The 25,964-nt window shown below is 37.4% G+C and carries 21 protein-coding genes; 15 read left to right on the top strand and 6 right to left on the bottom strand.

The window, feature by feature from the left end; all coding sequences use genetic code 11:
• Positions 1-91: 91 nt before the first annotated feature.
• Positions 92-1,192 carry a hypothetical protein gene (locus QZ995_RS12015; protein ID WP_018673667.1) on the bottom strand — a complete coding sequence of 367 codons (1,101 nt, stop codon included), beginning with the start codon at positions 1,190-1,192 and terminating at the stop codon, positions 92-94.
• A gap of 232 nt (positions 1,193-1,424) precedes the next feature.
• Positions 1,425-1,565, bottom strand: a complete 141-nt coding sequence (locus QZ995_RS12010; RefSeq protein ID WP_278430028.1) for a hypothetical protein — start codon at positions 1,563-1,565, stop codon at positions 1,425-1,427.
• Positions 1,566-1,715: 150 nt separating this feature from the next.
• On the opposite strand from QZ995_RS12010, the gene QZ995_RS12005 reads away from it, so the two are divergent.
• Together QZ995_RS12005 and QZ995_RS12000 are read left to right on the top strand one after the other, a co-directional pair.
• On the top strand, positions 1,716-2,441 hold the full coding sequence (locus QZ995_RS12005) for a LexA family transcriptional regulator (RefSeq protein ID WP_278430029.1): 726 nt from the start codon (positions 1,716-1,718) through the stop codon (positions 2,439-2,441).
• 728 nt (positions 2,442-3,169) lie between these two features.
• A complete protein-coding gene (locus QZ995_RS12000) occupies positions 3,170-5,080 on the top strand; it encodes an AAA family ATPase (RefSeq protein ID WP_301807031.1) in 1,911 nt (636 codons plus the stop codon).
• Positions 5,081-5,286: 206 nt separating this feature from the next.
• Here the strand turns inward: QZ995_RS12000 and QZ995_RS11995 are convergent, their stop codons facing one another.
• Together QZ995_RS11995 and QZ995_RS11990 are read right to left on the bottom strand one after the other, a co-directional pair.
• Entirely contained in the window at positions 5,287-6,840 is a 1,554-nt protein-coding gene (locus QZ995_RS11995; protein WP_301807030.1) for a recombinase family protein, read from the bottom strand.
• 1 nt (position 6,841) lies between these two features.
• Positions 6,842-6,997: a hypothetical protein gene (locus tag QZ995_RS11990; protein WP_301807028.1), complete on the bottom strand. Its 156-nt coding sequence runs from the start codon at positions 6,995-6,997 to the stop codon at positions 6,842-6,844.
• A 344-nt stretch (positions 6,998-7,341) separates the two neighbouring features.
• On the opposite strand from QZ995_RS11990, the gene QZ995_RS11985 reads away from it, so the two are divergent.
• The 9 genes from QZ995_RS11985 (at position 7,342) to QZ995_RS11945 (ending at position 15,515) form a co-directional block, all read left to right on the top strand.
• Positions 7,342-7,518: a helix-turn-helix domain-containing protein gene (locus tag QZ995_RS11985; protein ID WP_301807027.1), complete on the top strand. Its 177-nt coding sequence runs from the start codon at positions 7,342-7,344 to the stop codon at positions 7,516-7,518.
• Between the two features lie 2 nt (positions 7,519-7,520).
• Positions 7,521-7,724, top strand: coding sequence for a helix-turn-helix domain-containing protein (locus QZ995_RS11980; protein WP_301807026.1), 204 nt, complete (start codon positions 7,521-7,523; stop codon positions 7,722-7,724).
• A 4-nt stretch (positions 7,725-7,728) separates the two neighbouring features.
• Complete coding sequence (locus tag QZ995_RS11975) at positions 7,729-7,971, top strand: hypothetical protein (protein ID WP_301807024.1); 243 nt, start codon at positions 7,729-7,731, stop codon at positions 7,969-7,971.
• Between the two features lie 193 nt (positions 7,972-8,164).
• A complete protein-coding gene (locus QZ995_RS11970; RefSeq protein WP_301807022.1) occupies positions 8,165-8,347 on the top strand; it encodes a helix-turn-helix domain-containing protein in 183 nt (60 codons plus the stop codon).
• Positions 8,347-9,354, top strand: a complete 1,008-nt coding sequence (locus QZ995_RS11965) for a hypothetical protein (RefSeq protein WP_301807020.1) — start codon at positions 8,347-8,349, stop codon at positions 9,352-9,354. The genes QZ995_RS11970 and QZ995_RS11965 overlap by 1 nt, the downstream gene beginning before the upstream one ends.
• Entirely contained in the window at positions 9,351-10,124 is a 774-nt protein-coding gene (locus tag QZ995_RS11960; protein ID WP_301807019.1) for an ATP-binding protein, read from the top strand. The genes QZ995_RS11965 and QZ995_RS11960 overlap by 4 nt, the downstream gene beginning before the upstream one ends.
• 766 nt (positions 10,125-10,890) lie before the next feature.
• Positions 10,891-11,472: a recombinase family protein gene (locus QZ995_RS11955; RefSeq protein ID WP_301807017.1), complete on the top strand. Its 582-nt coding sequence runs from the start codon at positions 10,891-10,893 to the stop codon at positions 11,470-11,472.
• Positions 11,473-11,834: 362 nt separating this feature from the next.
• On the top strand, positions 11,835-13,739 hold the full coding sequence (locus QZ995_RS11950; protein ID WP_301807015.1) for a Dam family site-specific DNA-(adenine-N6)-methyltransferase: 1,905 nt from the start codon (positions 11,835-11,837) through the stop codon (positions 13,737-13,739).
• A 21-nt stretch (positions 13,740-13,760) separates the two neighbouring features.
• Entirely contained in the window at positions 13,761-15,515 is a 1,755-nt protein-coding gene (locus tag QZ995_RS11945; protein ID WP_301807013.1) for an AlwI family type II restriction endonuclease, read from the top strand.
• Between the two features lie 446 nt (positions 15,516-15,961).
• On the opposite strand, the gene QZ995_RS11940 is transcribed toward QZ995_RS11945, so the two are convergent.
• Both QZ995_RS11940 and QZ995_RS11935 read right to left on the bottom strand, forming a co-directional pair.
• The gene (locus QZ995_RS11940; RefSeq protein ID WP_301807012.1) at positions 15,962-17,491 is read right to left on the bottom strand and encodes a thiol-activated cytolysin family protein; all 1,530 of its coding nucleotides are present in this window, start codon (positions 17,489-17,491) and stop codon (positions 15,962-15,964) included.
• Positions 17,492-18,314: 823 nt separating this feature from the next.
• A complete protein-coding gene (locus tag QZ995_RS11935; protein WP_301807010.1) occupies positions 18,315-18,509 on the bottom strand; it encodes a hypothetical protein in 195 nt (64 codons plus the stop codon).
• 776 nt (positions 18,510-19,285) lie between these two features.
• On the opposite strand from QZ995_RS11935, the gene QZ995_RS11930 reads away from it, so the two are divergent.
• The 4 genes from QZ995_RS11930 to QZ995_RS11915 all read left to right on the top strand — a co-directional run bounded on the left by QZ995_RS11930 (position 19,286) and on the right by QZ995_RS11915 (position 25,963).
• On the top strand, positions 19,286-20,497 hold the full coding sequence (locus tag QZ995_RS11930) for a macrolide family glycosyltransferase (protein WP_301807008.1): 1,212 nt from the start codon (positions 19,286-19,288) through the stop codon (positions 20,495-20,497).
• A gap of 1,199 nt (positions 20,498-21,696) precedes the next feature.
• Positions 21,697-22,716, top strand: coding sequence for a restriction endonuclease (locus QZ995_RS11925; RefSeq protein ID WP_301807006.1), 1,020 nt, complete (start codon positions 21,697-21,699; stop codon positions 22,714-22,716).
• Positions 22,717-23,245: 529 nt separating this feature from the next.
• Entirely contained in the window at positions 23,246-24,652 is a 1,407-nt protein-coding gene (locus QZ995_RS11920) for an MBOAT family O-acyltransferase (protein ID WP_301807005.1), read from the top strand.
• Between the two features lie 21 nt (positions 24,653-24,673).
• The gene (locus QZ995_RS11915; protein WP_301807003.1) at positions 24,674-25,963 is read left to right on the top strand and encodes a DHHW family protein; all 1,290 of its coding nucleotides are present in this window, start codon (positions 24,674-24,676) and stop codon (positions 25,961-25,963) included.
• The last annotated feature ends 1 nt before the right edge of the window (position 25,964 follow it).

Below are 25,964 nucleotides of genomic sequence, written 5' to 3'. Positions count from 1 at the left end.
ATAAGCCACACGTTTAGATACACCAATTATTTCTGACAAATCTGAAGCATTTAAAACCAAGGGATAATCTTCAATTTTTTTCGTTTGGGTATTATTGATCATTTTCCATCTCTCCATGTTCATTTTGATTAGGTAATAAGTATCTATCTCTTCTTAGATGCATTTCTTGATTGAACGTTGAGTTTTTATGGGATAGTTTTACTTCGACCCATGATTGAATTACTTTACTGGTGTCCTCAATATTATCGTGCTTACTAAGTGCTGCTACAGACAACATTAGCCCAGCAGTTTGATTCAGTAATTGTAAGAGGTTCCCTTGTTTAATTACTTTTCTAACTAGTGGGGAAGGCTGATAATTCAGTCCTGCGCTCTCAATGATCTTCCATTTTCTCTTAACCTTCCATCTACTAACATTGTCCTTTGAAGGTTGTCTAATAGAAAGCCATTCCCCAGTAAGATATGCCCACAATCTATCCTCCTTTTGAAGCAATTCTTCTATGGTGTTAATAGCAAATTGTTTTAAAATATGCCTTCTTATTTCAAATTCAACTCGCCAAACAACTTTTGATTCATCCCAGCCGTTTTCTTGCCAAATTTGTTTAAACCATGTTTTCCCAGACACAGTTAACTCTATAAGCTTGTTGTAGATACGACAGTGCAAACTGCCTCTCGCTCCGATCTTTAGACCACTAAATTCACGACCCTCAGAAAATTCACTTGGAACGAATCGTTCTTCTTTTTTTCTTGCTCTAGAAACCACTCCTTTAGAATCAATTTGCTTGAAAACTACCTCATCGGTATCCACACAAATATCAGTGCGTGAAAGTTTATTAGTCAATAGAATCGCATCAAAATTAGAAAACCAGTTCAAGAAATTTTGATAAGCTTGCTTACAACCGTATGACCATAAATATTCAGAGAAGAATTTAACTACAATAGGTGGATTAGAATTCATCTCGGTTTTTACAAAGCAGATAGAAAAGTCTTTACTAGTTAATTTGTAAGTGTAAAAAGGAATACCGGTTCGCTCAACGGTGAGTACAAGGTTACCAATCGAGATGGTTTGGATATCCATTGATTCTTGAGCAGCTTTTTTTAGTTTTTCAAATTGCTCAAGATAAGCAGAAAAAGCAGTTTGATAATCTTCTACTATTAATCCAAGTTCGATTGTGTCAATTGCTTTCAGTATCAAGGCATCTACCTCACTTTGGTTGTAATTACAGCCCAGCATGTTATATGGGTGCTGGGCAACCTCGGTGGAACCAAGGGGCTAACGCCTCAGCCCTGACATGGAGCCTCTGCGAGTGTGCAGGACAAGGCTTATCAGCCAGGTCAAAAAGCGACCTGTCCGCTAAACCAGCCTGGCACATCTCGCCACTCCATATCAAGGCCAAGCCAGCGTTACACGCTGGTATCGGCTACGCTCATTTCATGGCTTGCCGGGCTTGTTCTATCTTTTTTTGAATCTTTTTCTCTAAGGAGATTTGTATTGCTCTAGTTTTTGCTAGTGTTTGAAAGTAATTTTGAATATCATCTAATAAAAAAAGTAGCTCTTTTCTATTCACTAAATTCCTCCTTTTTTTGTTACATTTTTGGAACGTCATGTGACTTAAATATCACTTACAGATTCATGGTATAATGATCTGACAAGTTTGTCAACAATGTGATTAAAAAATAACATTAATATTAATCTCATATTTAGTAGGGGGAATTAAATGGATTACTATAAAATGCTTATAGACATGATTGAAAAAAGTGGTCTAACACTTCAAGAAATAGCTAATCGATGTGAAGCTGAATATGGAGTAAAGATAAATAGATCTTATATAAGCAAATTACAAACAAGGAAGCAAGCTCCTGCGTCTGATGAAGTTAACGTTGCTTTAGCAAAGGTTTGTGGCGGGGATGTAGAGAAGTTTCGATACGAGGGATATATTGAAAAGGCACCGGATTTTATCAAAGATTATATTCAAGATGTATCAGGAACACTTAAAGAAATGACTATTTTCACATTAAAAAGTTATTTTCCTGAAGACCTATTAGAAAAGTCTTTATTTCAAATTGATAACAGGTCAGCTCAAGATATTCTTGAATTATCTAAAAAATATCTTAATGATGCTAAAAAAGGGTTTCCTAGCTTATCTAAACCTGAATTAATGCTCTCATTAATGGGATTTGAAATGAAAGATGATTCAATGGAGCCGGTTATTCCAAAGGGTTCCATTGTCAATATTGACTATAGAAAAGAAATTAATAATGGTGATATAGTTCTTGTTAGTCTTGTTGATCATAACGAGGAAAATTATCTAATTAGAAGAGTAGTCAATTTAGGTGATAGGATAATGTTGATTAGTGAAAAATCACATTATAAGGCTCAAGAAATACAGAAACATGAGATAAAACATATTTGGAAAGTAACTGCTACTAAAATAGAATTTTAATACGTTATTCTAGATATGATATAAAAATTTTATATTAAGATACACGAGACTCGAGAGCCGCCAAGAGCGTCTCTCGGTCGTCCTCGTGCAGTTCTTATAAATAAGTGTTCTGTCTATATTAATAAATGAATTTAAAGATCCTTATCAAGAATAAAGGGTTTAAAATTATTTCTAGTGCTTTTACTAAAGATACCAAAAAGGCAATAGACAAATAGAATTTTTTCATAATATATCCACATATTTGGGAGTTATAAGATAGAAATCAGTTATATACAAACAACAACTATTTAGTAAGATAGGAAGAGAGTAAAGAATTACATAATCAAATTATTTGACCACGACGTATATTTAATTAAATGTTTTTTACGATAGCAAATAAAGTAGAGTATCCATCAAAATGCACTACAAGAACTAAAAATTACTTAATAATTAAGATAGTATGTCACAAAAAAAGGTCATGTTGAGAGTGTGACTTTGCTTATGTTGAAATAAATGTCGAAAACCCTTTGATACAAGGGTTTTTTGTTTTTGTTTTGAAAAAAAGGCAGATAACAATTCCATTTTGTTATCTGCAGTTTTATTCGTATCCATAACATTTGAATTCATTTCCAATTTTTGAGGTATCCTACTTGAAATATCCCTCAAAAATATTTTTTGTAAATATTAGAGGGATTCATATGAATAATAAGGAATTATGATAGGACTATTGATATAGAGGAGGCATTACTATGAAACTATATTCTTTTAAAATTGAAGGGTTTCGAAAACATACTTGCACTACAATATTCTTTTCAGATGCCACATTTCTTCTTGGGGAAAATAATATAGGAAAAAGTTCAATCTTAAAGGCATTAGAGTATTACTTTAAGGGCACAAAGAGGATTCCAGTAGAAGAATTTTCACGAATGTATGATAAAGATAGTGAGACAGAAAAAATAATAACTGAAAAAATAGTTCTAACAGCAGAATTTCGTAATGTTCCAATTGAAGCTAATGAATGGCATGGCTTTAAAGGTAGATTATTACCTTACGAAATTCAAAGTGATACTAAAGAAACTGGTCTAAGGATAGTGTATAAGAAAACCTATGAAATTGACAAAGATTTTGAGGGAGAAATGAAAGAGTATAAAAAAGTATTGAAGGATACATATAATGAATGTAAAACTGTTCAAGACTTTATTGATAAAGGCGTAAGTGAAGAGGTTTTCAAAAAAATATTTGGAGAAATAAAATTAACAAAAAAAATAAATGATAAAGATTTTGAAAAGTTAAGAGAAGAGTATTTAGAACTTTTTTATGATGAAACTACTGAAGAAGAAGTATGGGCAAAAAATCCCGGGGGGATATCAGCAAATATATTAAGTAAACTTCCTAAATTTGTTTTTATTCCAGCTCAAGATAAGGTAGATGAATTATCATCACAAAAAGGTGCATTAATGGAAACATTAAATGAACTTTTCAATGACGTTAGAGAAGCTTCTGATCATTTCGGGAAAGCGCAATACTATTTAAATTTACTTGCAGAAGAGTTAGATCCTGAGGATGAAGAAAGTGAACTTTCACAGTTGTTAACCGGACTAAATAAAGTAATAAGTGATGTTTTTCCGGATATAACTATTATGGCTAAAGCAAATTTATCTGATCCAAGACAAGTATTAAATCCAAAATTTGATATTTCGATGGGAAGTAATGTTAATACTAGGGTAGAACAGCAAGGAACAGGGGTTATTCGGTCAGCTGTTTTTGCAATGTTAAGATATAGAAATATGAGAATTAGCCAACATGCACAGAAGGACAATATAATTAGACCAATTTTTATTGCGTTCGAGGAGCCAGAGATATATTTACATCCCAAAGCAGTATATCAGATGAGAGATACAATTTATGAATTAGCATGTGAGCCACTGAATCAGATTGTATGTACTACACATTCACCTTTTATGATTGATCTTAGTAGGAACTCTTCGCAGACACTTAATCATATTCGTATGGAACCTTCTATTTCAAATAATGATGAAAGAATTACTTCAAATCCATTTAATGTGACTAAGGCTTTTAAGGATTTACAAGGTAGCGACAAAACATACGTTAAAATGCTAATGAAAATTGATGATTCAATGGCAAAAGTGTTCTTCGCACGTAACGTTCTAATAATAGAGGGGGATACAGAGGATATTGTCTTTAGAGAAACTATATCACGTATGTTACCTATCCAGAGGAAAGAAGTTCGAGCGAATTGGGAGATTGTAAAGGCTAGAGGAAAAGCTACCATTATATCTTTGATAAAATACCTGAAGATAATGGGGATCAATCCATATGTTATACATGATAAAGACGAAAATACACCAAATGCCAAGAAATACAATGAACCAATAAAACAAGCTTTACAAGATGAAAGTAGAAGGATAATGCTCGAAAATTGTATTGAGGATATATTAGGATACCCAGCTCCATCTAATAATAAGCCTAGCACAGCTTATAGTCACATTGATATGACTTGGGGAAATAATTGGGAGAGTATTAATAGCAATTGGAGAGAGATTGTAGAATCTATATTTTTCAGTGAAAATAAAAAACAGGATGCAGTTGAAAATACAACAGAAACATTAGAACAGATAAATGTAGGAAGGGCGAACTAATTATAGTAGGTTAATAATTCAATGACCACATTTTGACCACGCAATATAATGAAATAGAGTTCTTCAGAAGCACATACTATTATTAAGTGTTCTTTTAATCTGCATTATTAATGTTCCGGTGAATAAGGAATGAATCAGAATAAAAAGCCCCCCAAAACAGGGCATGTGGAGTGTACAGTGTTACTTAAATTAAGAGGGGCTACGGATTAAGCCCCTTGAAGTAATTCGCCCATTCCCTGAGGTGGGGCGATGTTATAATGTATTCTTCTGATAGAGCCATCTTGATTGACTTCTATCTTTTGAATGAGCTGATGAAGCAACTGCTTTAATACCTGCTCATCATCAATGTCAAGTCGTGCAAATGACGCAATTTGTTTCTGAAAGGCACGGAATTGCTCTTCCGTGTCTTTTTGTGCTTCAAGAATGGATTCCAGTTCCGTCTTTCGTTTGGCAAGGTTTTGTTGCTCAGTCTGAATACGTTGATTTTGGGCGGTGAACTGCTCTAGGGTTACGGCTTGAGTTGAGAAGAGGGTAATAAGTCCCTGTAAAGTTTTCTCTAGTTGCTCCTGTTGCTTGTTCAGCTTGTGTAACTCTTTGATTAGAGCAGATTGTTTTTGACCAACATTCCCTTTTACAGCATCGAATAGTCTGTCTAATCTGACGTTACTGCCAATCAGTTCCTTTAGGTCATTCTTGACCGCCGTGAGCAACGTATTGTAGCCAATAATATGAGAAGAGCAAAACGACTTGCCACGTTTTACGTACCCACAACAGACGTAAGCACCATTTTGCTTTTTTAGCCTATCCTTTCGGAATGTCATCCCATGCCCACAATCAGGACACATCATAAGATGTGCAAAAAGGCTTTCCTGACCGTTGCTGTGGCTCTTTCCTTTCGATTTCATAAGTTCCTGTACAGCTTCGTAATCTTCCTTGGAAATCAGGGCAGGGTGGGCGTTCTTAAAGATAATCTGTTTATCTTCGGGAACTTTGACCCGTTCCTTAGACATGTGGCTTAATACTTCTTCACGGTGTTGGCATAGGGTTCCGGTGTAGGTCACGTTGGTCAGAATACACTTAATACTTGACTGGTGCCAAACTGTTCCTTGATTACCTGCATTGGACACTGTTCTAGGAGTTAGGTATCCATGCTCAGTCAAGTAATTACTGATTTTCTGCATCCCCCACCCGTCATGTAAATACCAGTGAAAAATACTTCGCACAGTCGGGGCGGTCTCTTCATCAGGGACAAGATTTCTGTTCTCATCCCGTCTGTAACCATATGCAGGTAATGAAGCCTGATACTTACCCCGTCTTGCACTCCCTTGTCTCCCTAGCTTGATTCTACGTGAGAAGGTAGCACTATCCTCTTCCGCTAATAAAGCCCGAATATTGAAGTTGAATTTACTTTGACTTGTAGCAGAATCGAAATTGTCCTCAGGAAGAATCAAACGAACCTTGGAACTTACGATAATGTCCGCTGTTTGCAAGTTCTCTACTAGATTCCGCCCAAGTCGGGAAGCGGATTTAGCGATAACTGCATCAAACTTCTTCTTTTTCGCATCGGCAAGCAATCGTTGCATTTGGGCACGATTCTTGACCCTCAGCCCACTAATACCATTGTCGATGTAAGTACCTGCCACAGTCCACCCGTTACGTGTAATCAAATCCATAGCATAGGCAATTTGATTATCAATACTGTCTTTCTGAGCGTCCCTAGTGGTACTCACACGTGCATAAATTGCTACTTTCAAACTCATTTTAACTCGCCATCCCTTCCGTGTCCGTTGAAGGAATGGTGTTTGCTCTATTCTCATCGTAGACAGGCTTATCTAGCTTGTCAACGTGGACTTTGATAAGTTGAAGCAGTATTTCCTCTAGGTCATTGTTACCGTTGAATGTGCGTTCGATTTCCATGTTAGTTCCCCTCCCGTGCTAACCATCGGTCTATGTATCCGAACTGTTGCGATGGAGGATGAAGTTTATTTTTATACCCTAATTTACTTGCAAAAGGTAAGTGCATTGTCCATTTTTGTAAAGATTGTATCTTGACATAACTGTGTCTTATATCTGCAATTTCATCCCCTTAACCTTCCGAAAATGGTTAGCTTCGTTCTCCCTCCCCTTTCCTGAACTAAAATGACCCGTTCTTTTCGGATAATCCGAGATTTTGCAATATTTCTACGTTCCTTTGTTATTCTTGCAAACCGCTTACTTATATTGTGACTGTAACTAATTCACAACCGAAAGGAGCAGTCTTAATGGAACGTTTATACACCATCCGAGAGGTAATGGATATTCTACAGCTTTCGTACACAACGGTTTATGCAATGTGTTCAAACGGCACTCTGCCAAGCTGTAAGGTTGGCGGAAGCATCCGCATCCCTCAAGAATCGCTAAGGAACTTCATCCTCAATAACACAAAGGGAGGTCAGTAAACATGGATGATATGAAGACATATCTTGGTCGCCTTTACTCCGCTGATGAGGTAGCCAAGATGTTGAGCATTGAAATGGTGACTTGTTACAAGTGGCTAGGAGAAGGACGAATAAAGGCAATGAAGTTAGCCGGGACGCTATGGCGAGTCCGAGAAGCCGATTTACGGGAGTTCATCGAACAGTCAATCAAAGAGGGGAGACGCTAAAAACATGGAGAGATATTACACCGTATCTACAATCGCTCAACGGCTATCCGTTCATAATAGAAGCCGCATGGTCACAGAGGACACCGTTTATAGGTGGATTCGACAAGGAAGGCTACAGGTCGAACGTATTACGGGCAATAACAGGGGCTACGGTAAATACCCTTACTGGGCGGAAGCCGAACACTTAAAGTCCGTACTCAATGAGATGGGTTATGACGCTGACAGGCTCTTTCCCGACAACGTGTAACCGCTCGAAGGTAATGGACACAAAAAGCCCCTGCTGAGTCATGGCAGGGGCAATAAGAAAGGAACGTGTACTTTTATTATAAGCAAGACACTCTCGCAACTAAACGACAGCATGGAACGATTACTAGGACGAGAGGGTTATTTTTTTACCTTCTGATGTCTCTAACTTATACCAACTCCAAGGGGGAACAGAAATGAAAGAAATTATGAACCGTAAAGAAGCGGCTAGAGCCGCAAGAGTCAGTCCTAGAACGATTCTAAGGGCAATACAAGCCCGTCAGCTTGACGCTGTAAAGATTGGTGAGGGTAAAACCTGTTCGTACATGATAAGCCGTATTGCCCTTGCTGAGTACATCAATAAGAGGGGGCGGAGATAATGGTAGTGGTAGTTGACCATATTGTATTTGAACACAAGTTCACACAGGTTCCCAACAGACTATTGACCTGTAACCGTTTGAGCAAGTATCAAATACTACTTGCCGTGATGCTGAACCTTAAGAGCATGAAAATGAAACGAAATGCTCCGAATCCTAGTGTACTAACCATTTCCAAAAAGGAACTGCGTTGTGTCCTTGACTTCTGCACAGAAGATAATATTGATAAGCAACTCCGTGGACTTCGAGATTACGGAATAGTACGCGAGTTTTCAAAGCAAGGCGGTATAGAAGGAACTTATACTGTTTCCTTGGCTGAAAATCTTGAACAGAATCCCTATGTACTCTTGGATATGGTGGAAAAGCAAATCATGAAAGGTTGCCGCATTAATTCGGGCATTGCGTCCAAAGATTACTTGGGAAACTTGCAAAAGTTTGTAAAAACTACCGCCGAATCCGTTGAAGCAGAGTATATTACAAAATTGTCTGTAGGGATTGGGGCAATGGATGAGTACAAGGAATACCTGAAACGGGCTATTGTGGAATCAGGATTGGGGACATTTGATGAGGAACAGCAAAAAGCTTCAATCATAAGTGATAATACTAGTGACCAATCTCTAGCTGAGACCGTTTATGAAATCTTCACTAACAAGTATGTAGCCATTACTGGACGTGAACATTCTGTCATCAAACCAACCGCATTAACTCAAATATCAAAAGTCATAAACTACTGTGGCGGCGATAAAGATATGGTTCTCTGGTTCGTGGATAAGTTCTTTGAATCCTATCATGTTAAAGACCCAACGACTGCGTTGTTTGCTAACGATGGAATCCTTTCTGAATTACGTGCTTGCTTGGAAACAGGTAAGGCACCAACAGTTTATGGAGTAGGACAACGAACAAAATCCGCTTCTGTCGTGAAAGCAGAGCAGGCGAGGGTCGCTCAACAGGAAAATGAAGGAATCCCCTTCGAGGAAATGATAATGCGTATGGGAGGAAAAGCGATATGAACAATACCAAACAAACCTTAGTACCGGAGACAGCCCCTTATAAAACATGCGGAACTTGCGTAGTAGAACAATGGTGTAAGCGGCGTGACGGCAGTATGGCTCTACCGAAGGACTATCAGTATAACTGTGAGTGTAACGGATATGTCATGCTCGAACAGGCTATCAAGCTATCAAAGATTCCACTAGAGTACCAGAGAGCGAATCTACGTTCATTCAAAGTAGATGTTGACAATGAAGCCCATTACCCTCGAATCAGGTATATACTCAGTGACCCTGTCGAATTTGTCAAAAGCGGTATGAATGTCACCCTGTTTCACAACAACAAAGGAACTGGCAAGACATTCACGGCTTGTGCAATTGCGAACGAGTACATCTACAAAACATGCTTGAACCCTGCCCTGTTTGACTTTGAAAACCCAATTGCTCTTTATGTGAAGTTCGGTGATTGGAGTAACGAGATTCGCCATGCCCACCAAGTCGGAGACTCCGTCTTGTTTGAGCAGATGTATAACAACATCAAGCAAATGAAAAATGTACCGCTATTAATAATGGACGATATTGGTTCCGGTCGGATTACAGACGTTATCCGCGACCTGACATACGATGTCATTGATAAACGAAAAGAGGAGTTGCGTTCAACCATCTTCACCAGTAACTATGTTGATTCTATCTTGAAGCAGGATAGTCACTTAGGCGAGGTTATAGTGTCAAGATTGATGTACAATGCCGTTCATATTGGCTTAGGTGGTCGTGATAGAAGGACTGCCTAAAACAACAGAGCAGAATATTATCTGCGATTTCGTAAGACATTCAGAAGATATTCTGCTTTTGAACAGAATCAATTCCGTGACTGTCAGAAAAAAATCTGCGAACTGATGGAGTATCGCAGAAAAATGTCTGTGAGAAAATGCCGTAAAACCTTATGTGTCAAGGCTTTGCGGCTTTCCTAATAAGTATTACATATAAGAAGTAGTAAAGAAGTATCTAAGTAGTAGTACCTACCCCGGCGATGATTTTAAGCTTTTGATTTATGTTACCATTTTCATAACTCGTTTTCATGTTGTTCTTCTCTGCTTGCTGATTGAATCAAATGCGGCACAGCCGCCTTTATCAAGACTTTCATTGACCCGAAACGTTTATCAGTAAAAGGACAGATGAAGTTGGATTCCACTTCCAATTGTGCTGATTCCGTCCATATCGGGAACAGTACCCGTAGGAATACCGCTCTCGCCCCTCCTTTCCTTTACCTCCGGGGCGGCTGAATTGTGAAGGTTTGCAAAGATTCAAATATTCCTCCGCTTCCTTCCTACTTAGCCCCCGAAAATCCCCATGATTGAGGTTACTTGATTCAATGATAATATCAGCGAGTGTGGTACGTAAACGATTGTTTATGGAACAGTCCACATCGTGTCTGTTTTCATGGCGAATATATAGGAATTTAAGTTACGAAACTCGTTTCAAAATCATATTTACGAAATGGTACGTTTATGATACATTCTCATTAAAGATACATAAACGAGAGGAACAAGAGAAACTATGAAAATAGCTTATGCAAGGGTATCTACCGCTGACCAGTCACTCGATTCGCAAATGGACGCATTGGCAAAGTTCGGTTATGACCGAATATTCACAGAGAAAGCAAGCGGCGGAAAAGATAACCGACCCGAACTTGAAAAGGCTTTAGACATGCTTCGTGAAGGTGACACTTTCATTGTTTACAAACTTGACCGCTTAGCACGTTCGACACTAAAACTAATAGCAACCCTAGACCTACTGAAGAAGAAGGGTGTTGAGTTCGTAAGTATATCCGATAACATAGATACTTCTACGGCGGCAGGAAAAGCAATGTTCGGCATGATGGCTGTCTTTGCAGAGTTCGAGAAATCAATCATCCATGAACGTACAGTAGCAGGACTAGAAGCCGCTAGAGCACGTGGACGTAAGGGCGGTCGCCCTATGACGGATAAGAAGAAGCTAGACAAAGCAATCAAGCTACACGCGAGCGGAGAATTTACGGTAACACAAATTGAGGAAATGACAGGTGTAAGTAAGGGGTCACTTTATCGCGAACTCAATCGGAGAAAGCAAGAAGTAACACAAGTGACTGAAACAGTCTGAGAGCCGTTGAGCGGCTTTATACGGTCAAAGCTATGCAGAGCCACCCGGAAGTAAGAAGGTGGCTCTGTTCAGCTTGTAGGGTGGATTATAGACCCCACCCAGTGCCTAGTGATTCGCTTCTGGCTGACTTGTCTGAGTTTACCCTCGTCTGCTCCGTACAAATTTTTTTTGAATCGACGTTGTACGTACAGGGGCTTATTAAGGCGACTTACTTAATTGCATACTTATTTTCAAAGTGTTATATTGATTTATTTACGGAGTTTAAAAAAAGTTTGTTTGTTCGGATTCTAGTTGATGTTTACAAGTGATAGAATAGATTTTGTGAGTGCGGTGCGGAATGAATATAAAGGTGGTAATAAATAATGGCTGTCCCGAAACAACAATTACTTATACAGCAGATTGAAAAACCGATAGCCAAACCAATATTAAAATGGGCAGGCGGAAAGCAACAACTTTGGAATGAAATTGCACGGCATGTTCCGAATAAATTCAACAAATACATTGAACCTTTTTTCGGTGGGGGCGCGATGTTCTTTGGCTTGCAACCGGATAGTGCTGTTATATCAGATACTAACCCCGATTTAGTAAACTTGTATAAAACTGTTCGGGATAATGTTAATGAACTAATCGAATGTCTTGGAGGTTTTGTAAATGAAGAGGAATTTTTCTACTCCATTCGAAGCCAAGACCCGACGCATTTAAGCCATATTGAACGTGCGGCAAGAACCCTATTCTTAAATAAAACTTGCTTTAACGGGCTATACCGTGTAAATAAAAAAGGTCAGTTCAATGTTCCATTTGGCAAATACAAGAACCCTAATTTCTGTGATGTTGAGGGGCTTAAAGCGGCAAGTTCTGCGTTATTTGATACCACAATCGTTGAAGGCGATTATTTGGAAGTTCTGAACAACTACGCCGAACCGGACGATTTCATTTATTTAGACCCTCCTTACCTTCCGATTTCTACTTATTCGGATTTCAAACGTTATACGAAGGAGTTCTTTTACGAAGAAGACCACGTTGCATTAGCAAATGAAGTACATCGACTTTACGAATTGGGTTGTACGGTTGTTCTAACTAACTCGAATCATCCATTAGTTTACGAGTTATACCGTGATTACAAAATTGAAGTTCACAAGACGAAGCGTTATATCAATTCGGATGCAAGTAAACGTGACGGACAAGACGTATTGGTAGTGGCACAACCACGTAGAAGGAGTTTCAAGGTTGTGAAACCGGAAATTCCAAATACGCAGTTAGACCGATTCCCCGGCACAAGATATATGGGCAGTAAGAACAATTTACTTGATAGTATTTGGGATATTGCTTCTCAGTTCCGATTCGATTCGGTGTTGGACGCATTTAGTGGTAGTGGCGTAGTAAGCTACATGTTTAAGACGAAAGGTAAAACCGTTTATTCGAATGACTTTATGACGTTTTCTGCTAACGTAACAAAAGCGATAGTTGAAAACAATTCCGTTACCCTAGACGAAAAAGACGTCAATTTCTTGCTAAAAGAAGGCGACGGTAATGGATTTGTTTATGAAACTTTCAAGGGTCTTTATTTTTCTGACGAAGAAAACATTTTCATAGACGATTTGAGAGCACGAATTGATAAGTTGCAAGACCCTTATAAAAGAGCGTTGGCAATTGCGGCTTTAACTCGTGCTTGCTTGAAACGAAGACCTAGGGGAATTTTTACTTACGTCGGGTATCGGTATGATGATGGGCGTAAGGATTTACAAAAAAGTTTGAAAGAACATTTTCTTGAATCCGTTGAAGCCTACAATAATGCAGTATTTGATAACGGCAAACAAAACATCTCCACCAATAGGGATACTATGGAACTTAGACGACACGCTGATTTAGTTTATATCGACCCACCGTATTACAGCCCATTGAGTGATAACGAGTATACGAGACGCTATCATTTTGTTGAAGGGCTATCGAAACGGTGGGAAGGTTTGGAAATCCAACAGGATACAAAAACCAAAAAATTCAAGAAGTATCCTACGCCTTTTGGAACAAAGGTCGGTGCTTACGATGCATTTGACAAGTTATTTGCCAAACACAAGGATAGCATCATAATGGTTTCCTATTCTTCAAATGCGTTCCCTTCAATGGAAGAAATGATTGAACTTCTTTGTAAATATAAAGATAAAGTTGAAGTCAACCAGATTGACCATAGATATTCGTTTGGAAATCAAGGTCATAAAGTTGACGACAACAACAATGAAGTACAAGAGTACATTTTTGTCGGATACTAAACAATTGTCGAGGTGTGCCGTATGAGTTCTCCGTGGCATTTTGGTAATACAACTGTAAGAAATCCTTTACGAATACGTGAAGGTTTGATTGTACTTAAGAATACGTTAAACGGTAATATCATCGGTAAATCGCAAGAGCGTTTATTTGCTGATGAACTTGATAGAGCAGGCGTTATTGAAATTGCAAACAAGCAGAGAGATTACAGCGATATGGGACGTAAATGGCGTTCCTGCTTATCTCAACTTGGATTTATCACGCATAAATTCAAAAGAGATTTAAGACCGGACGAAAAAGACCCTGCAATTTTAGAAGTTGTGGCTGAAAATCCAGAGTACGGGTTGACTGGTCGCGCTTATGAGATTACGCCAAGTGGTCAAAGAATGATAAACGCCGAAACAGTTCAGGAACAACAAGAATGTATGCTTAGATCATTACTTGCATATGAGATTCCTTCTGTGATTGAACCGACTAACGGCGAAGAAAGTTTTAACCCATTTATTTTTATCTTACAAGTGCTTCAAAGGTTGGGTTCACTTGAAAACTCGGAAGGCTTAAGCAAAGTTGAAATGGGGATAGTGCAAATTTATCGAGACCACAAGTCTGTTGATGAAGTTGTTGAAAAAATCCTTGAATTTAGAGCCGAAAGAAATGCGGTCACAGGTAGAGTTGCAAAACGTAGAGTGGATAACGCCTTGTTAGAACGTATTGCCGCTAGTGTCGGTTTACAAAGGGATTCGCTAAAAGATTACGCTGACGTGAATTTCAGATACCCACGATTAACGGGACTTGTTTCATTAAAGGGAAAACGGCTTATTCTTAGTGATAAAAAGTTGCCAATAATCAACGCAATCATTTCAATTGACCGTCGGATTATCGGTAAAGAAAACGGCAAAGAATATCTTACTCGTCTTTGGAACGGTTCTCAACTTCCAACTGATAATGAAATTACGGCTAGAGAAGAAATCGTTAGATTCCGTCAACTTCTCATTGACTCCGGTATGAATGAAGCATTAGTACCGACTATACCAGAGACGCAAGAAGTTGCTGATTTGAATCAAGTACGACTTAGACTTGAGGTATTATACCAACAAGTCCTAGAAAAGAATTATGCGTCCCAGCAAGATGAAGAGGAACAAGTAAAGGAAATTATTGCTTATCTCAAAAAGATTGATAAGCAACCGATTGATGAAGAAACGTATGATATTGATATTGAGGACGAACCTGCATACTTGGAATGGGCGGTATGGAGAGCGTTTCTAGCTATTAATCAACTTGTAAACAAACCGCATGAAGCAAGGAGATTTAAGGTTGACCAAGACTTTTTCCCGTTAGGTTGTGCCCCCGGTGGCGGTCCCGATTTGATATTCGAATTTGAGGACTATGTTCTGGTAGTGGAGGTAACTCTAACAACTTCATCACGCCAAGAAGCCGCAGAAGGCGAACCAGTCCGTAGGCACGTTGCAAAAGAAAAAGCAAAGGTCGCCGCGGCGAGTGGAAAACCCGTTTACGGATTGTTCTTAGCACGTTCCATTGATAATAATACAGCAGAAACATTCCGTGTAGGCGTTTGGTACACGGGTGACGAACCGGATTTCATTAACATCGTACCGATTACACTAAAGCAATTCATCTTAATGATGGAAAAATATGTGACGAATCGTTATGACAACAAAGAGTTCAGAAGGGTACTGGACACATGTTTAATTCCTAGAAATGCACATGCTCCTGCTTGGAAGAGAGAAATTCAAAAAGTAGTCGATAGTTTCTTAGGGTAGGCTGATGGCAAGAACCTATGATTGTCGTAACTTGATTCAGTAAACTTACAGAATTGCAAAGAATAAAAACAGAGCCACTCAAACAAGGGCGGCTCTTAATTTGTACGGCTTCTAAGAGCAAACACACATTACTCGGACACGTTACAAAATTGTTTGTTTTCACTGTCTACTCGACACATGTGGAGTCGGTTTGCTTGTTGGAGAGAAAATAAGGATAAAGAAAACGGCTAAATCCCCTGTATAGCAAGGGGTTTAGCCATTTTCAATCCTTCAATCTGATAAATGATTAAGCGTAAGGAGAGTGTGACCCATTTACATTACGCTAATCCGATTCATTGCCTTGGTATGCTTTAGATTTACATCATAATCATGTAATCCTTTTTTATGTCTAGCTAGCCTTTGAAAGTGGGAGAGGTACTGTTTTTCCAATGGGTACTTCTCTTTTTCTAGTGGCTAATACTAGCTGATGGATGTAATGTTGTTCCTCCGATTGACACTTTTATTTCATTAGTTAATGGAACATTGTATTCATCAATAATCGTTCTCCACCATTCCCATGCTAGACCTGTGCATTCTTTGGCAAAAATTCTTATGTTTTTAGAATTAGGTGGAAGTGGTATTACGGTAGAGAAATGAGCTGTTTTGCTTTTGTAGTTTCCATCCCAGGTTTTGTGGGTAAGTACCTCATTTCCATCTTCATCATATGAGAATTCATCCCAGGATACTTCAAATTGAGCAACGTATGCACCATAATGATCAAGAATGATCTTACCTTTAGAATATTCTGTGGAGGTAGTCTCAATATAGTCTGTATTATTATGAATAGCAGCAATTGAATTATCTTTTAAGAAAACACTGGTATATGAAATAGGGTATGCTGGATTTCTTAGACTAAATTCTGCATTGTCTTTAATAATATTTCGTATTTCATCAAAGTCTTTTGTGACAACCTTGTTATGCTCTTTTGAATCTCCCCCTAATACTACAGCAGTAAAGGAGCTATCTTCAAAAATGTCTTTGTACTGTCCGCTAGCTTCTACATTGTTATTCTTGAGTAAGGCTTTAAATGCAGCTTGTACATCTTTGCTCTTAGAAGTTGTTTCTAATTTCACATAAATGGTTCGGCCATAAGCTACATTTGACACCATAACAGGTGGAGCTTCATCACTTACCCCTTTACGGGTCAGTTCTTTAAAAGTAACACTATCATCAAAGAGGTCTGATGGATTGTTTGGCAATTCTGCATTTACTGTATAAAAAATTTGCTTATACGCAGCAACCATCACTTTCTTTTCTCCGCTAGCAATAGCATTAAAGTCAATTCCCAATGAATTGTTAAGAATTTTAGAGTTAACATTAAGAGCACTTGCTATTTGATTTTTGCTATAAACCATGGATTCTGCATACTGTAGTCTTGCAGGTAAAGTATTTGATGTTGAATGCTTTTCACTCCAAGTAGATACTAATTCATCGATTGCTCCAGATACATTACCATATGTTGGGTTGTCAACAGTTATTGTATTTCCTCTTTTCATCCCAGGCAAATCTATACTAATATTCAAGGGCTTTCTCTTAGCCGTTAATAAAGTAGGTTGATTTGCTACAAAAGCGTCGTTTGCAAGTTGTATTGCGCCTGGATAGGTACGATTCGCCACAGAATCAATAATAGAAATATCCACTGGTGAAGTTGTAAGTGATTTTTTCTCACGTTTAACCACTATAAATTTACCATTTGATTTAACACCTTCTGTTGGAACATAACTTTCTATTTGATCACCATTTGCTGCTAAAATATCGTGAACATCATAGTTTAAGTTAGCTATTCCAGTATCAATGTCATTAGGCTGGTTTGTTTCACTTTCTACATTAGTATTAGGTTTTTCGGCAAAGGAAATAAAAGGATAATTAATAATGCATAAACTAGTGCTTAAGCAAATGAGTAATTTTGTTACTTTTAAATGGTTTAGAATTCTCAAGAAACATCAACTCCTTTTGGTAAATCATACCTTCTATTATTAACATTTTGTATAGTTCCATAGAATCAACTTGTTAGTAATATAATGTTAAAACATATAAATAGAGTGTCAAAATGGAGATTAAAAGTCAAAAGAACCATAATCATGCATGGCGTAAATAGTGCATAAGTTTGAGTGTTCTGGGATAATCAGTGAGGGAATTAACTAGTGGGTAAGTGTGTCTTGATTGTCAATTTTGATTACTCAGGGCATAGGGAGAGTGTGGATTTGCTAGAGGGAAATTAAAACGTAAAAACCCCTTGAAAATCCAGATCAGACTGTTGAGAAACCCTCTCTACGAATTTCGCGGATTGGTTAGAAAAAATTTGGCCTTCCCGAATCGTTTCTAAGGCGTTTTTCGATGATGGGGAGACATATTTGTTCCCCCTAAAAATATAGATGAAAAGCCCCCTTTTTTGCGAAAGGGGACTTTCTCAACAAGCTGCCCTTAATTATCAAGTTTTTTTGTATGAGTTGTATTTTAACCTTACATTATTAACCTTTTTTAACATGTGATTACATATTTTATTCGTATTTAGATTAAGATGGAAAGCTAGTGATGTTTGGGATGAAGGAGCAAACGAAATAGCGTAGATAAGCTTATATCTTGGGGCAATAATAGTAATAGTCGCATTATTTGCAGATAAGTTCAAATGGAAATGAGGTCTTTTCTGGTGAATTTCTTCATTAAATTTTGGCACTGAAAATACAATGGCAAGTTAGTAAAGCAATCGAGATATGAAGAAAGCGGAATACTTTGGAAAGCTTGCCGATCGGGTAAAGATTACTCCTCTTTATCCTTTTTTTTGTATATCTTATCCAAAAGGATAGAAACAACCAAGGCTACAACAAAGCTAGTTATGCAACGAACAAACTCTCTGATAAACCAATTATCAGCTATATTCATCTCCTTGGTAATTTGCATCGTGGCATATACAGAAAAAATAACTAGAATGAGCTTTAAAGTCTCTGTGTTCATTTTATCTCCTTTCTGCTTACGAAATTATAGCGTACACGATACCTTCCACGATATATTTGCAAGTTTTTGCAACCCAACCCCAAACATATGGCTCCAAGGTATTGGTTACAGTATTACGTATTTCTTCTAATGGTCCCAATAAAATTATGCCAACAATGAAACCGAATAACATTCTTTGTTATTTATGACGTGGGCGTTCCAGTTGATTTAGTGGCTAGGGAACGTCCCTTTAAGCTATATAAAAGACCAAATTATGTCCTTATTTATTCCTTTCATGCATTATTTTACCAAACGTATTCACTTCAATTGCTAAATAGAAAAAATAGAAACTTTAAACAAAAATCGACAAAATATCACTTAATTTTACATAAAAACGCTATAATAGTGGCTTTAATTAATGTTCAGGGTCATTTTATGTTTTTAATTTGCAAAAATGAAAATCCATATTTTGTAGAAATAAGATGGATAGAATGCAAGGAAAAACTGACTATTAAATATTAAAGATGATGCTGAAACAAACTTTTAGTATTTCATGCAGAAATTATTACCCCCTAAAATAAAAAAGAGGATGAGGATGCTATTATCAAGTATTTATCTAAGCATTTAAGCAAGCATAGAAATGATAGATTACCCATAACCCCGGCCGCCCCTATGCAATGTGCTGGGGATTTAACGTTAGACTTGATCCAATATTTTCGCTCATCTATAATCGAGTTGTAACATATTCTATTTATAGTAAAATCTTCTATTTTTACATTTTTGGGGAGGTGTAGTAAGTGGCACGCGTATTGTATGTAACGATTCCAGCAGAAGGTCACGTGAATCCTACATTAGGATTAGTTAAGCAGCTCGTCGACAATGGAGAAGAAGTCGTCTATATGTGTTCAGAAGAATATCGGACTAGGCTTGCCCAGACTGGGGCCCAATTTTTGGCCTATCAATTGGACGAACAAATATTTAGAGATCTTGGATTTAATCCAACAGAATTTAGACATCCGCTTCAATTTACTGATTTTATGCTGCGAGGCATTATTGAACCGCGTATTCCCGAAATCTTAAGACAGGTAGAGAACGATTCCTTTGACTACTTAATTTTTGACTCTTTATTTGGCTGGGGTGGAAAAATTTTAGGGGAAAAGTTAGGTATACCGACTATTTGCTCCGTTACAAACTTCGCTTTTGCCGGGCCTCTAAACAAAATTATAGAAGAGATTGATGTAGGAGATTTAGACGTCGAAGCTCTTTATGAAAGAGTAACGAATACAGCGCAAAGCATCGCTAGTGCATGCAACGTAGCTGTTCCTGCCATTGAAGATATTACCCGCCAATATGGTCAAATTAAGATTGTATTTACAAGCCGTGATTTCCAACCAGATGCTGATAAGCTTGATGATAGCTATATATTTACTGGCCCTTCCATTACACCGCGTCTTGATGCTCCTTCATTTCCGCTTGAACAGCTTCGAGCTCAATATGACAAAGTTGTCTACATTTCAATGGGCAGTATCTTGAACAAAGATATAGAATTTTATAAATTTTGCTTTGAAGCCCTTCACGATATCCCGGCTCAATTTGTGTTATCTAGCGGTCAAGGTACGGATATGAGTCCGCTAGAGGACAGGATTCCACATAATTTTATCATTGAGCCGTATGTTCCCCAGTTGGAGGTGCTCCAGCAAGCCGATGCTTTTATTACACATGCCGGCATGAATAGTGCAAGTGAGGCTCTCTATTATAATGTACCGCTTGTGATGATTCCGTTAAGCTCAGATCAACCACTTGTTGCCAAGCAGGTAGAGGAGTTCGGGGCTGGAATTACTTTGGATAAGAGCCAGCTTACCCCTGAAACTTTGAAGTCCGCATTGTTGCAAGTGTTAAACGAATCTGCTTTTAAAAAGAATGCTGAGCGGTTAGGTGATTCCTTGCGTAATGCTGGCGGGTATAAAGAAGCCGCAAGTCGTATTATGGCTTTGTTTTCTAAAGTATAAAATGTAGCATCACGCCAGTTTTAATGAACGCAACCTGATTACTTATGGAAAATGGCGTACGAATCTGGCGAATATCTAACATCCAAAAGGCTCTCCCTATTGATGGGGGGCCTTTTAGCATGTAGACAAAGTAACATAAGGATTGAAGGTCTGCGTGCTAACACTAGGGTTACAAGTTTTTTTAATTTTAGGGATTTAGTAGAGAAGATGATTTGTCCAAAAATTATTCATTGCCGAGCTAATATTTCCGTTCCCAAGACGGTGGGGACATTTGGCAGTATTCTAGTATTCCGCTTGTTAGGAAGTGAAGCATACGAAATATATTGTTGGGCTTGCTGATCGGGTAAGGTTGTTAGTTGGGCAGGAGCCGCAAAACTAGTAATTTAATTTGTAAATAAAAGTGAAGCTCAAATGCGATAAACAAGACAAACGCCAGAATACCAGAAGTTCTGACGTTTGTTTAGATACTTATTATCTTGTACTGATCTGTAAATCGTATTTTTAACTTCTACGATTTTTTTTTAATTCTCTAAACCCACGATATGCATTCATTAAAGCGGATATCCCTAATAAAATTAATACCATTGAATTTACTTCAACATTAAAATACAGGTAACCTAATAAACTAAACAAGACGACAGCTGTAAAAAAAGATAGACCTATCGTTTACTTTCTCCTTTCAGCTATCTTTTACATAATAACCACATTTTGCCCACCCGGTACGAGTTTGGCGATTGCTGACGCCAATACCCAATCGGTGGAATGGGGTGTTCCCGTAAGTTTATCGATAAAGGGAAAACTCCTTTGTATTGTTAAAGGCAACCGATTAATTGAACTTCCTCCTTTCTTCCTCCTGTGTATTAATTTACCATGGTATTTTCATAATTGATGCAAAATAAAAAATCGAAACATTCCTCGGTTTTCGACAAATAATTACATAGCCTCCAAACAAAAAAATGCTAAGATAATAGCGTTTTTAAAGAAAATGAGCTTGTAAATTCCTTATAATATCAGCCCAAATTTTTTCATACTATTTTCTACACGAACTTCTAGTTACCCTGAGGATTATTTTTTACGAGTAAGACCTACCAAAGGTATACTAGTCCAAAAATAATAATAAATCTTTTGGTATGGAGACTTAGTGAATGGGAAGTTTTACTATATAATATATAAAGATTTAGTAATAGGAGGAACTAAGGGTGAGTATTTGGTTATTCAGAGCAGGATCAAATGGAGAATATGAAAGTAAGTTTTTGAATGACAAGAGAATATATCTAACTTGGGATGACTTGGATATAAATTTGAAAAAATTCAACAAAAAAGAAGATCTCTACATGTTTCTTATAGACAAGTATGAACTAGAAAAAGAAAAAACAGCGATAAATTGGGCCTCTCAAATCTATCCGATAGCTCATAGAATGGAAATAGGGGATTGGGTTGTACTTCCAAGTAAGATAAATAGAACAATACATTTTGGTAAGATTGTAGGAGATTATAATTATGATAAAAGCTTAGGAAGTCCATATTACCATTATAGAGAGGTAGAGTGGTTTGCAATCGATATTCCAAGAGATAAATTTGAACAAGATATCTTATATTCAATGGGTGCTTTTATGACTGTATGTAGGATACATAAAAATAATGCAGAAGAAAGAATTAAGATAATGTATGAGAATAATTGGAATATAAGAGATAAATCTATACCTCAAAAAATTGATGAATCAGATGATGAGATACGATTTGATTTAGATGAGTACATATTTGATAGGATATCTGATTATATAATCAAGAAATTTAAAGGGCATAAAATGGAAATTTTGGTTGAAGAAATATTAAAAGCCAAGGGATTCACAACCTATCGAAGTCCGGAAGGTGCAGATAATGGGGTAGATATCTTAGCAGCTTCTGATATTTTAGGCTTTGGTTCAACCAAAATTTGTGTTCAAGTAAAAACCGCTGATTCACCTATTGATAGACCTACGATGGATCAATTAATAGGAACAATGAGTAACTTTAATGCCGACTATGGATTGTTGGTCTCTTGGACTGGATTCAAAACCTCTGTGATAAAAGAAATTCCAAAACAGTTTTTTAAGGTAAGACTATGGGATTCAAAGAAAATTATAGAGCAACTCTTTGAAAATTACGATAAATTGAGTGATGAAATTAAAACTGAAATACCTTTAAAAAGGGTATGGATGTTAAATATAGAGGAATAAAAACCCTGCAAACGAAATGTGATTGAAAACCACAGCATCATCTCGAAAGTAGTAAATGGATTTTTTCATAATGGTCCAACAAAGTGGTGATAACAAACAAATTTTATTTGGATTGGCATAAACCTATTTTTCGAAGGGAAGCTGACAGAAGCCGTAGCATAAGTAATTTAGTTATTAGATAAAAGTACTAAATAATGACTATTAGTAGCACTAAACGCCCGAATTTGATGATTCGGGTGTTTATTTTTATAATGCTTATTTTCGGGCTCAGCTTTTTTCTTTAATCCTCTAAGTCGAACTAGTTAACCTTACTCCCTTAAAATGGCCACGGGTAAAGCAAGATATTGAACTGATGATGCACCTTAACAAAAGACATACTACCATGGAAAGATTGTCTCAGGTTTGCAAACATCTAGGAATGACCTATTATAGAATGAGCAGAAAGAGAGGGGATACGTATCCGCAGACAATTTACTCTGTTAATTCTGATTACATTACACAAAATAACAACATAGAGAGGAAGTTTGTTTTGGTCTTTAGCTCAGTCATCTTTTTGTTTTGCTTTTTACCGCTTGTTCTTATGCTATATTTCTCTGTTCCGTTCAAATTAAAAAACACTATTCTTCTAATATTCAGTTTAGTCTTCTATGCCTGGGGCGAACCGAGGTATGTGGTTCTCATGATATTATCCATTCTCATTAACTATGGGTATGGGATTTGGATTGATAAATCAGAAAATCACGAGAAAAAGAGAGTTTGGATTTTAACATTTGCAATCGTTGTTAATATCGGACTGCTCGGCTATTTTAAATATGCCAACTTCTTTGTTGATGTAATCAATGCCGCACTTCAAACCAATCTTCATTTGGATCCTGTACCTTTGCCTATAGGGATTTCTTTTTATACGTTCCATGCTCTCAGTTATTTGATTGATATATACAGAAAAAAAGAAAGAGCGCAACGAAATCTCTTCAGCTTGGCGCTGTACATTACATTTTTCCCGCAGCTTGTAGCAGGTCCCATTATTCGCTATAATGCCGTCGCTGAACAACTTAGCAAACGCGTTTTTTCTTCCATACAATTCGCCGAAGGAATTAAGCGTTTCATTCTAGGATTGTCTAAAAAAGTACTCTTAGCCAACCCTCTTGGGTCCGTAGCAGACACCGTGTTCGTCAATTCTGCAATGGACCTTTCAACTGGAAGCGCTTGGATTGGTATTATCGCTTATACTTTACAAATCTATTTTGATTTCTCAGGCTACAGCGATATGGCTATCGGTTTAGGTAAAATGTTTGGATTCGAGTTCGCAGAGAACTTTCATTATCCGTACATTTCAAAGAGCATTTCTGAGTTCTGGAGACGCTGGCATATCTCTCTTGGCAGTTGGTTCAGAGATTATGTTTATATCCCGCTTGGCGGAAACAAAGTTGCTCCTTGGAAAATATATCGCAATTTATTTATAGTGTGGGCATTAACCGGTTTTTGGCACGGAGCCAGTTGGACTTTTATTGCATGGGGTGCATACTACGGAATCCTAATTGCTTTAGAAAAAGCAGGTCTTGAAAAGATGCTTTCCAGAATTTATCCGTTAAACCATGCTGTTGTGCTGCTGTTTGTCATGATTGGATGGGTGTTCTTCCGCGCTGACAACTTTGGATATGCAACAGAATTCATTGCTTCCATGTTCTATACCCGCGGCAACGAAATATTCGATTCTCTGGCACTTTCGTTGTTATCTTCCAATTGGTTCTACTTTGTCATTGCGATGATTGTTGCCACGCCGATATATCCGAAACTGCAAAAATTGCAATTGAGTAAGCCGATGACAAAAGTACAAACCGTTTTTGGAATGCTGTTTAACTTCTTCCTTTTTACAGAAGTGATTTTGTATCTTATTAATTCTACGTATAACCCTTTCTTATATTTTAGATTTTAATTTTTCAAAAGGAGTATCGAAGTGAATAAACATATTTCAATAGTTTATATGGTCATATTTTTAGCTATTATTTATGGTTTCGCAATTGTTACCTTCATTTCTCCGGATAAAGAGATTTCCGACATTGAAAATCGGACATTAAGCAAATTTCCGGAGATCAGCTTAGCAGCCGTTACAACTGGCAGTTTTTTCGAAAAAATAAATCAGTATTGGAATGACCAAATTGTTTTTCGCAATGAAATGATTAGAATCTACCAAAATCAGCAAAATTCAGAGATTTTTAATTCCATGCTGTTCGAAAACTTGTTTGAGGCCAACAAGCCGCGGAACCCCGAAGACGGAACAAAAATAAGAAATTCACGCATCGTGTCCAAGCTTGTAGTGACGAACAATAAATGGATTTTGCCAATTCCTAACAAAGTCGTTCATAAGAGTGAAATCGACGCCTCGACGGCAAGATTGAACGATGCTGTTACATTCGCCAAAAAACAAAAAACAGATACATACTTCGTCTTTAACCCGTCAAGGACCAAAGCGTTGATGCATTTATATCCAAAATATTTCCAAACTGATGCTTATGTTAAATCGAAAGAGTATTTCTTGTCTAAACTCGATAAAGATGTAAACGTAATTAATTTGGGAGAAAAGTTCGATACCTTTACCAAGGCACACTTGGAGGAGCTTTACTTCGAAACCGACCATCATTGGAATATCAAAGGCGCTTTCATAGCTTATCAGGAAATGATTACGCAGCTTTCCAAAAAGTCTCCCAAATTCGAAGACAAGCCACTGTCCTTGAAAGAGATCAATGTTTCTACATTAACAACCGGTAACTTCAAAGGCAGTTACAATACTCAAATCAATTATGCTGTAAATCCGAAAAATGCAGATAGAACGCCGATTTATGAACCAAAAACGCCGTTTACATTTAAGAATTTTGAGGCTATTAGCACGGACGGCAAAGAAGTGATCACGAACTTTACTGATTTTTATCGTTTCAAAAATGGGGAAAGCGATTATTCATATAAGATCCTATATGGCGGAGACAAACGAAAAATCGCTTATGAAAATCCAAAAGCCAATAATCAATTAAAGGTCCTGCTGATAAAAGATTCTTACATGAATCCAATTACACCGTATCTGGCACAGCATTTTAACAAACTAACCGTTTTAGACAATCGCTATTATTCTGATTTCAGCTTGAAAAAGATTTTGGCTAATGAGAAATACGATATCCTTATCATCGCTTGCCATGATGACAATCTATTCAGTGACAATTATGAATTTGAAAAAGGGCAGGGGAGTAGATAAC

It is taken from the genome of Brevibacillus laterosporus (genome assembly GCF_030489605.1).
GTDB lineage: Bacteria > Bacillota > Bacilli > Brevibacillales > Brevibacillaceae > Brevibacillus_B > Brevibacillus_B laterosporus_E.
Note: the sequence above shows the minus strand (reverse complement) of the source record. Positions and strands in the feature narration are given on the sequence as shown.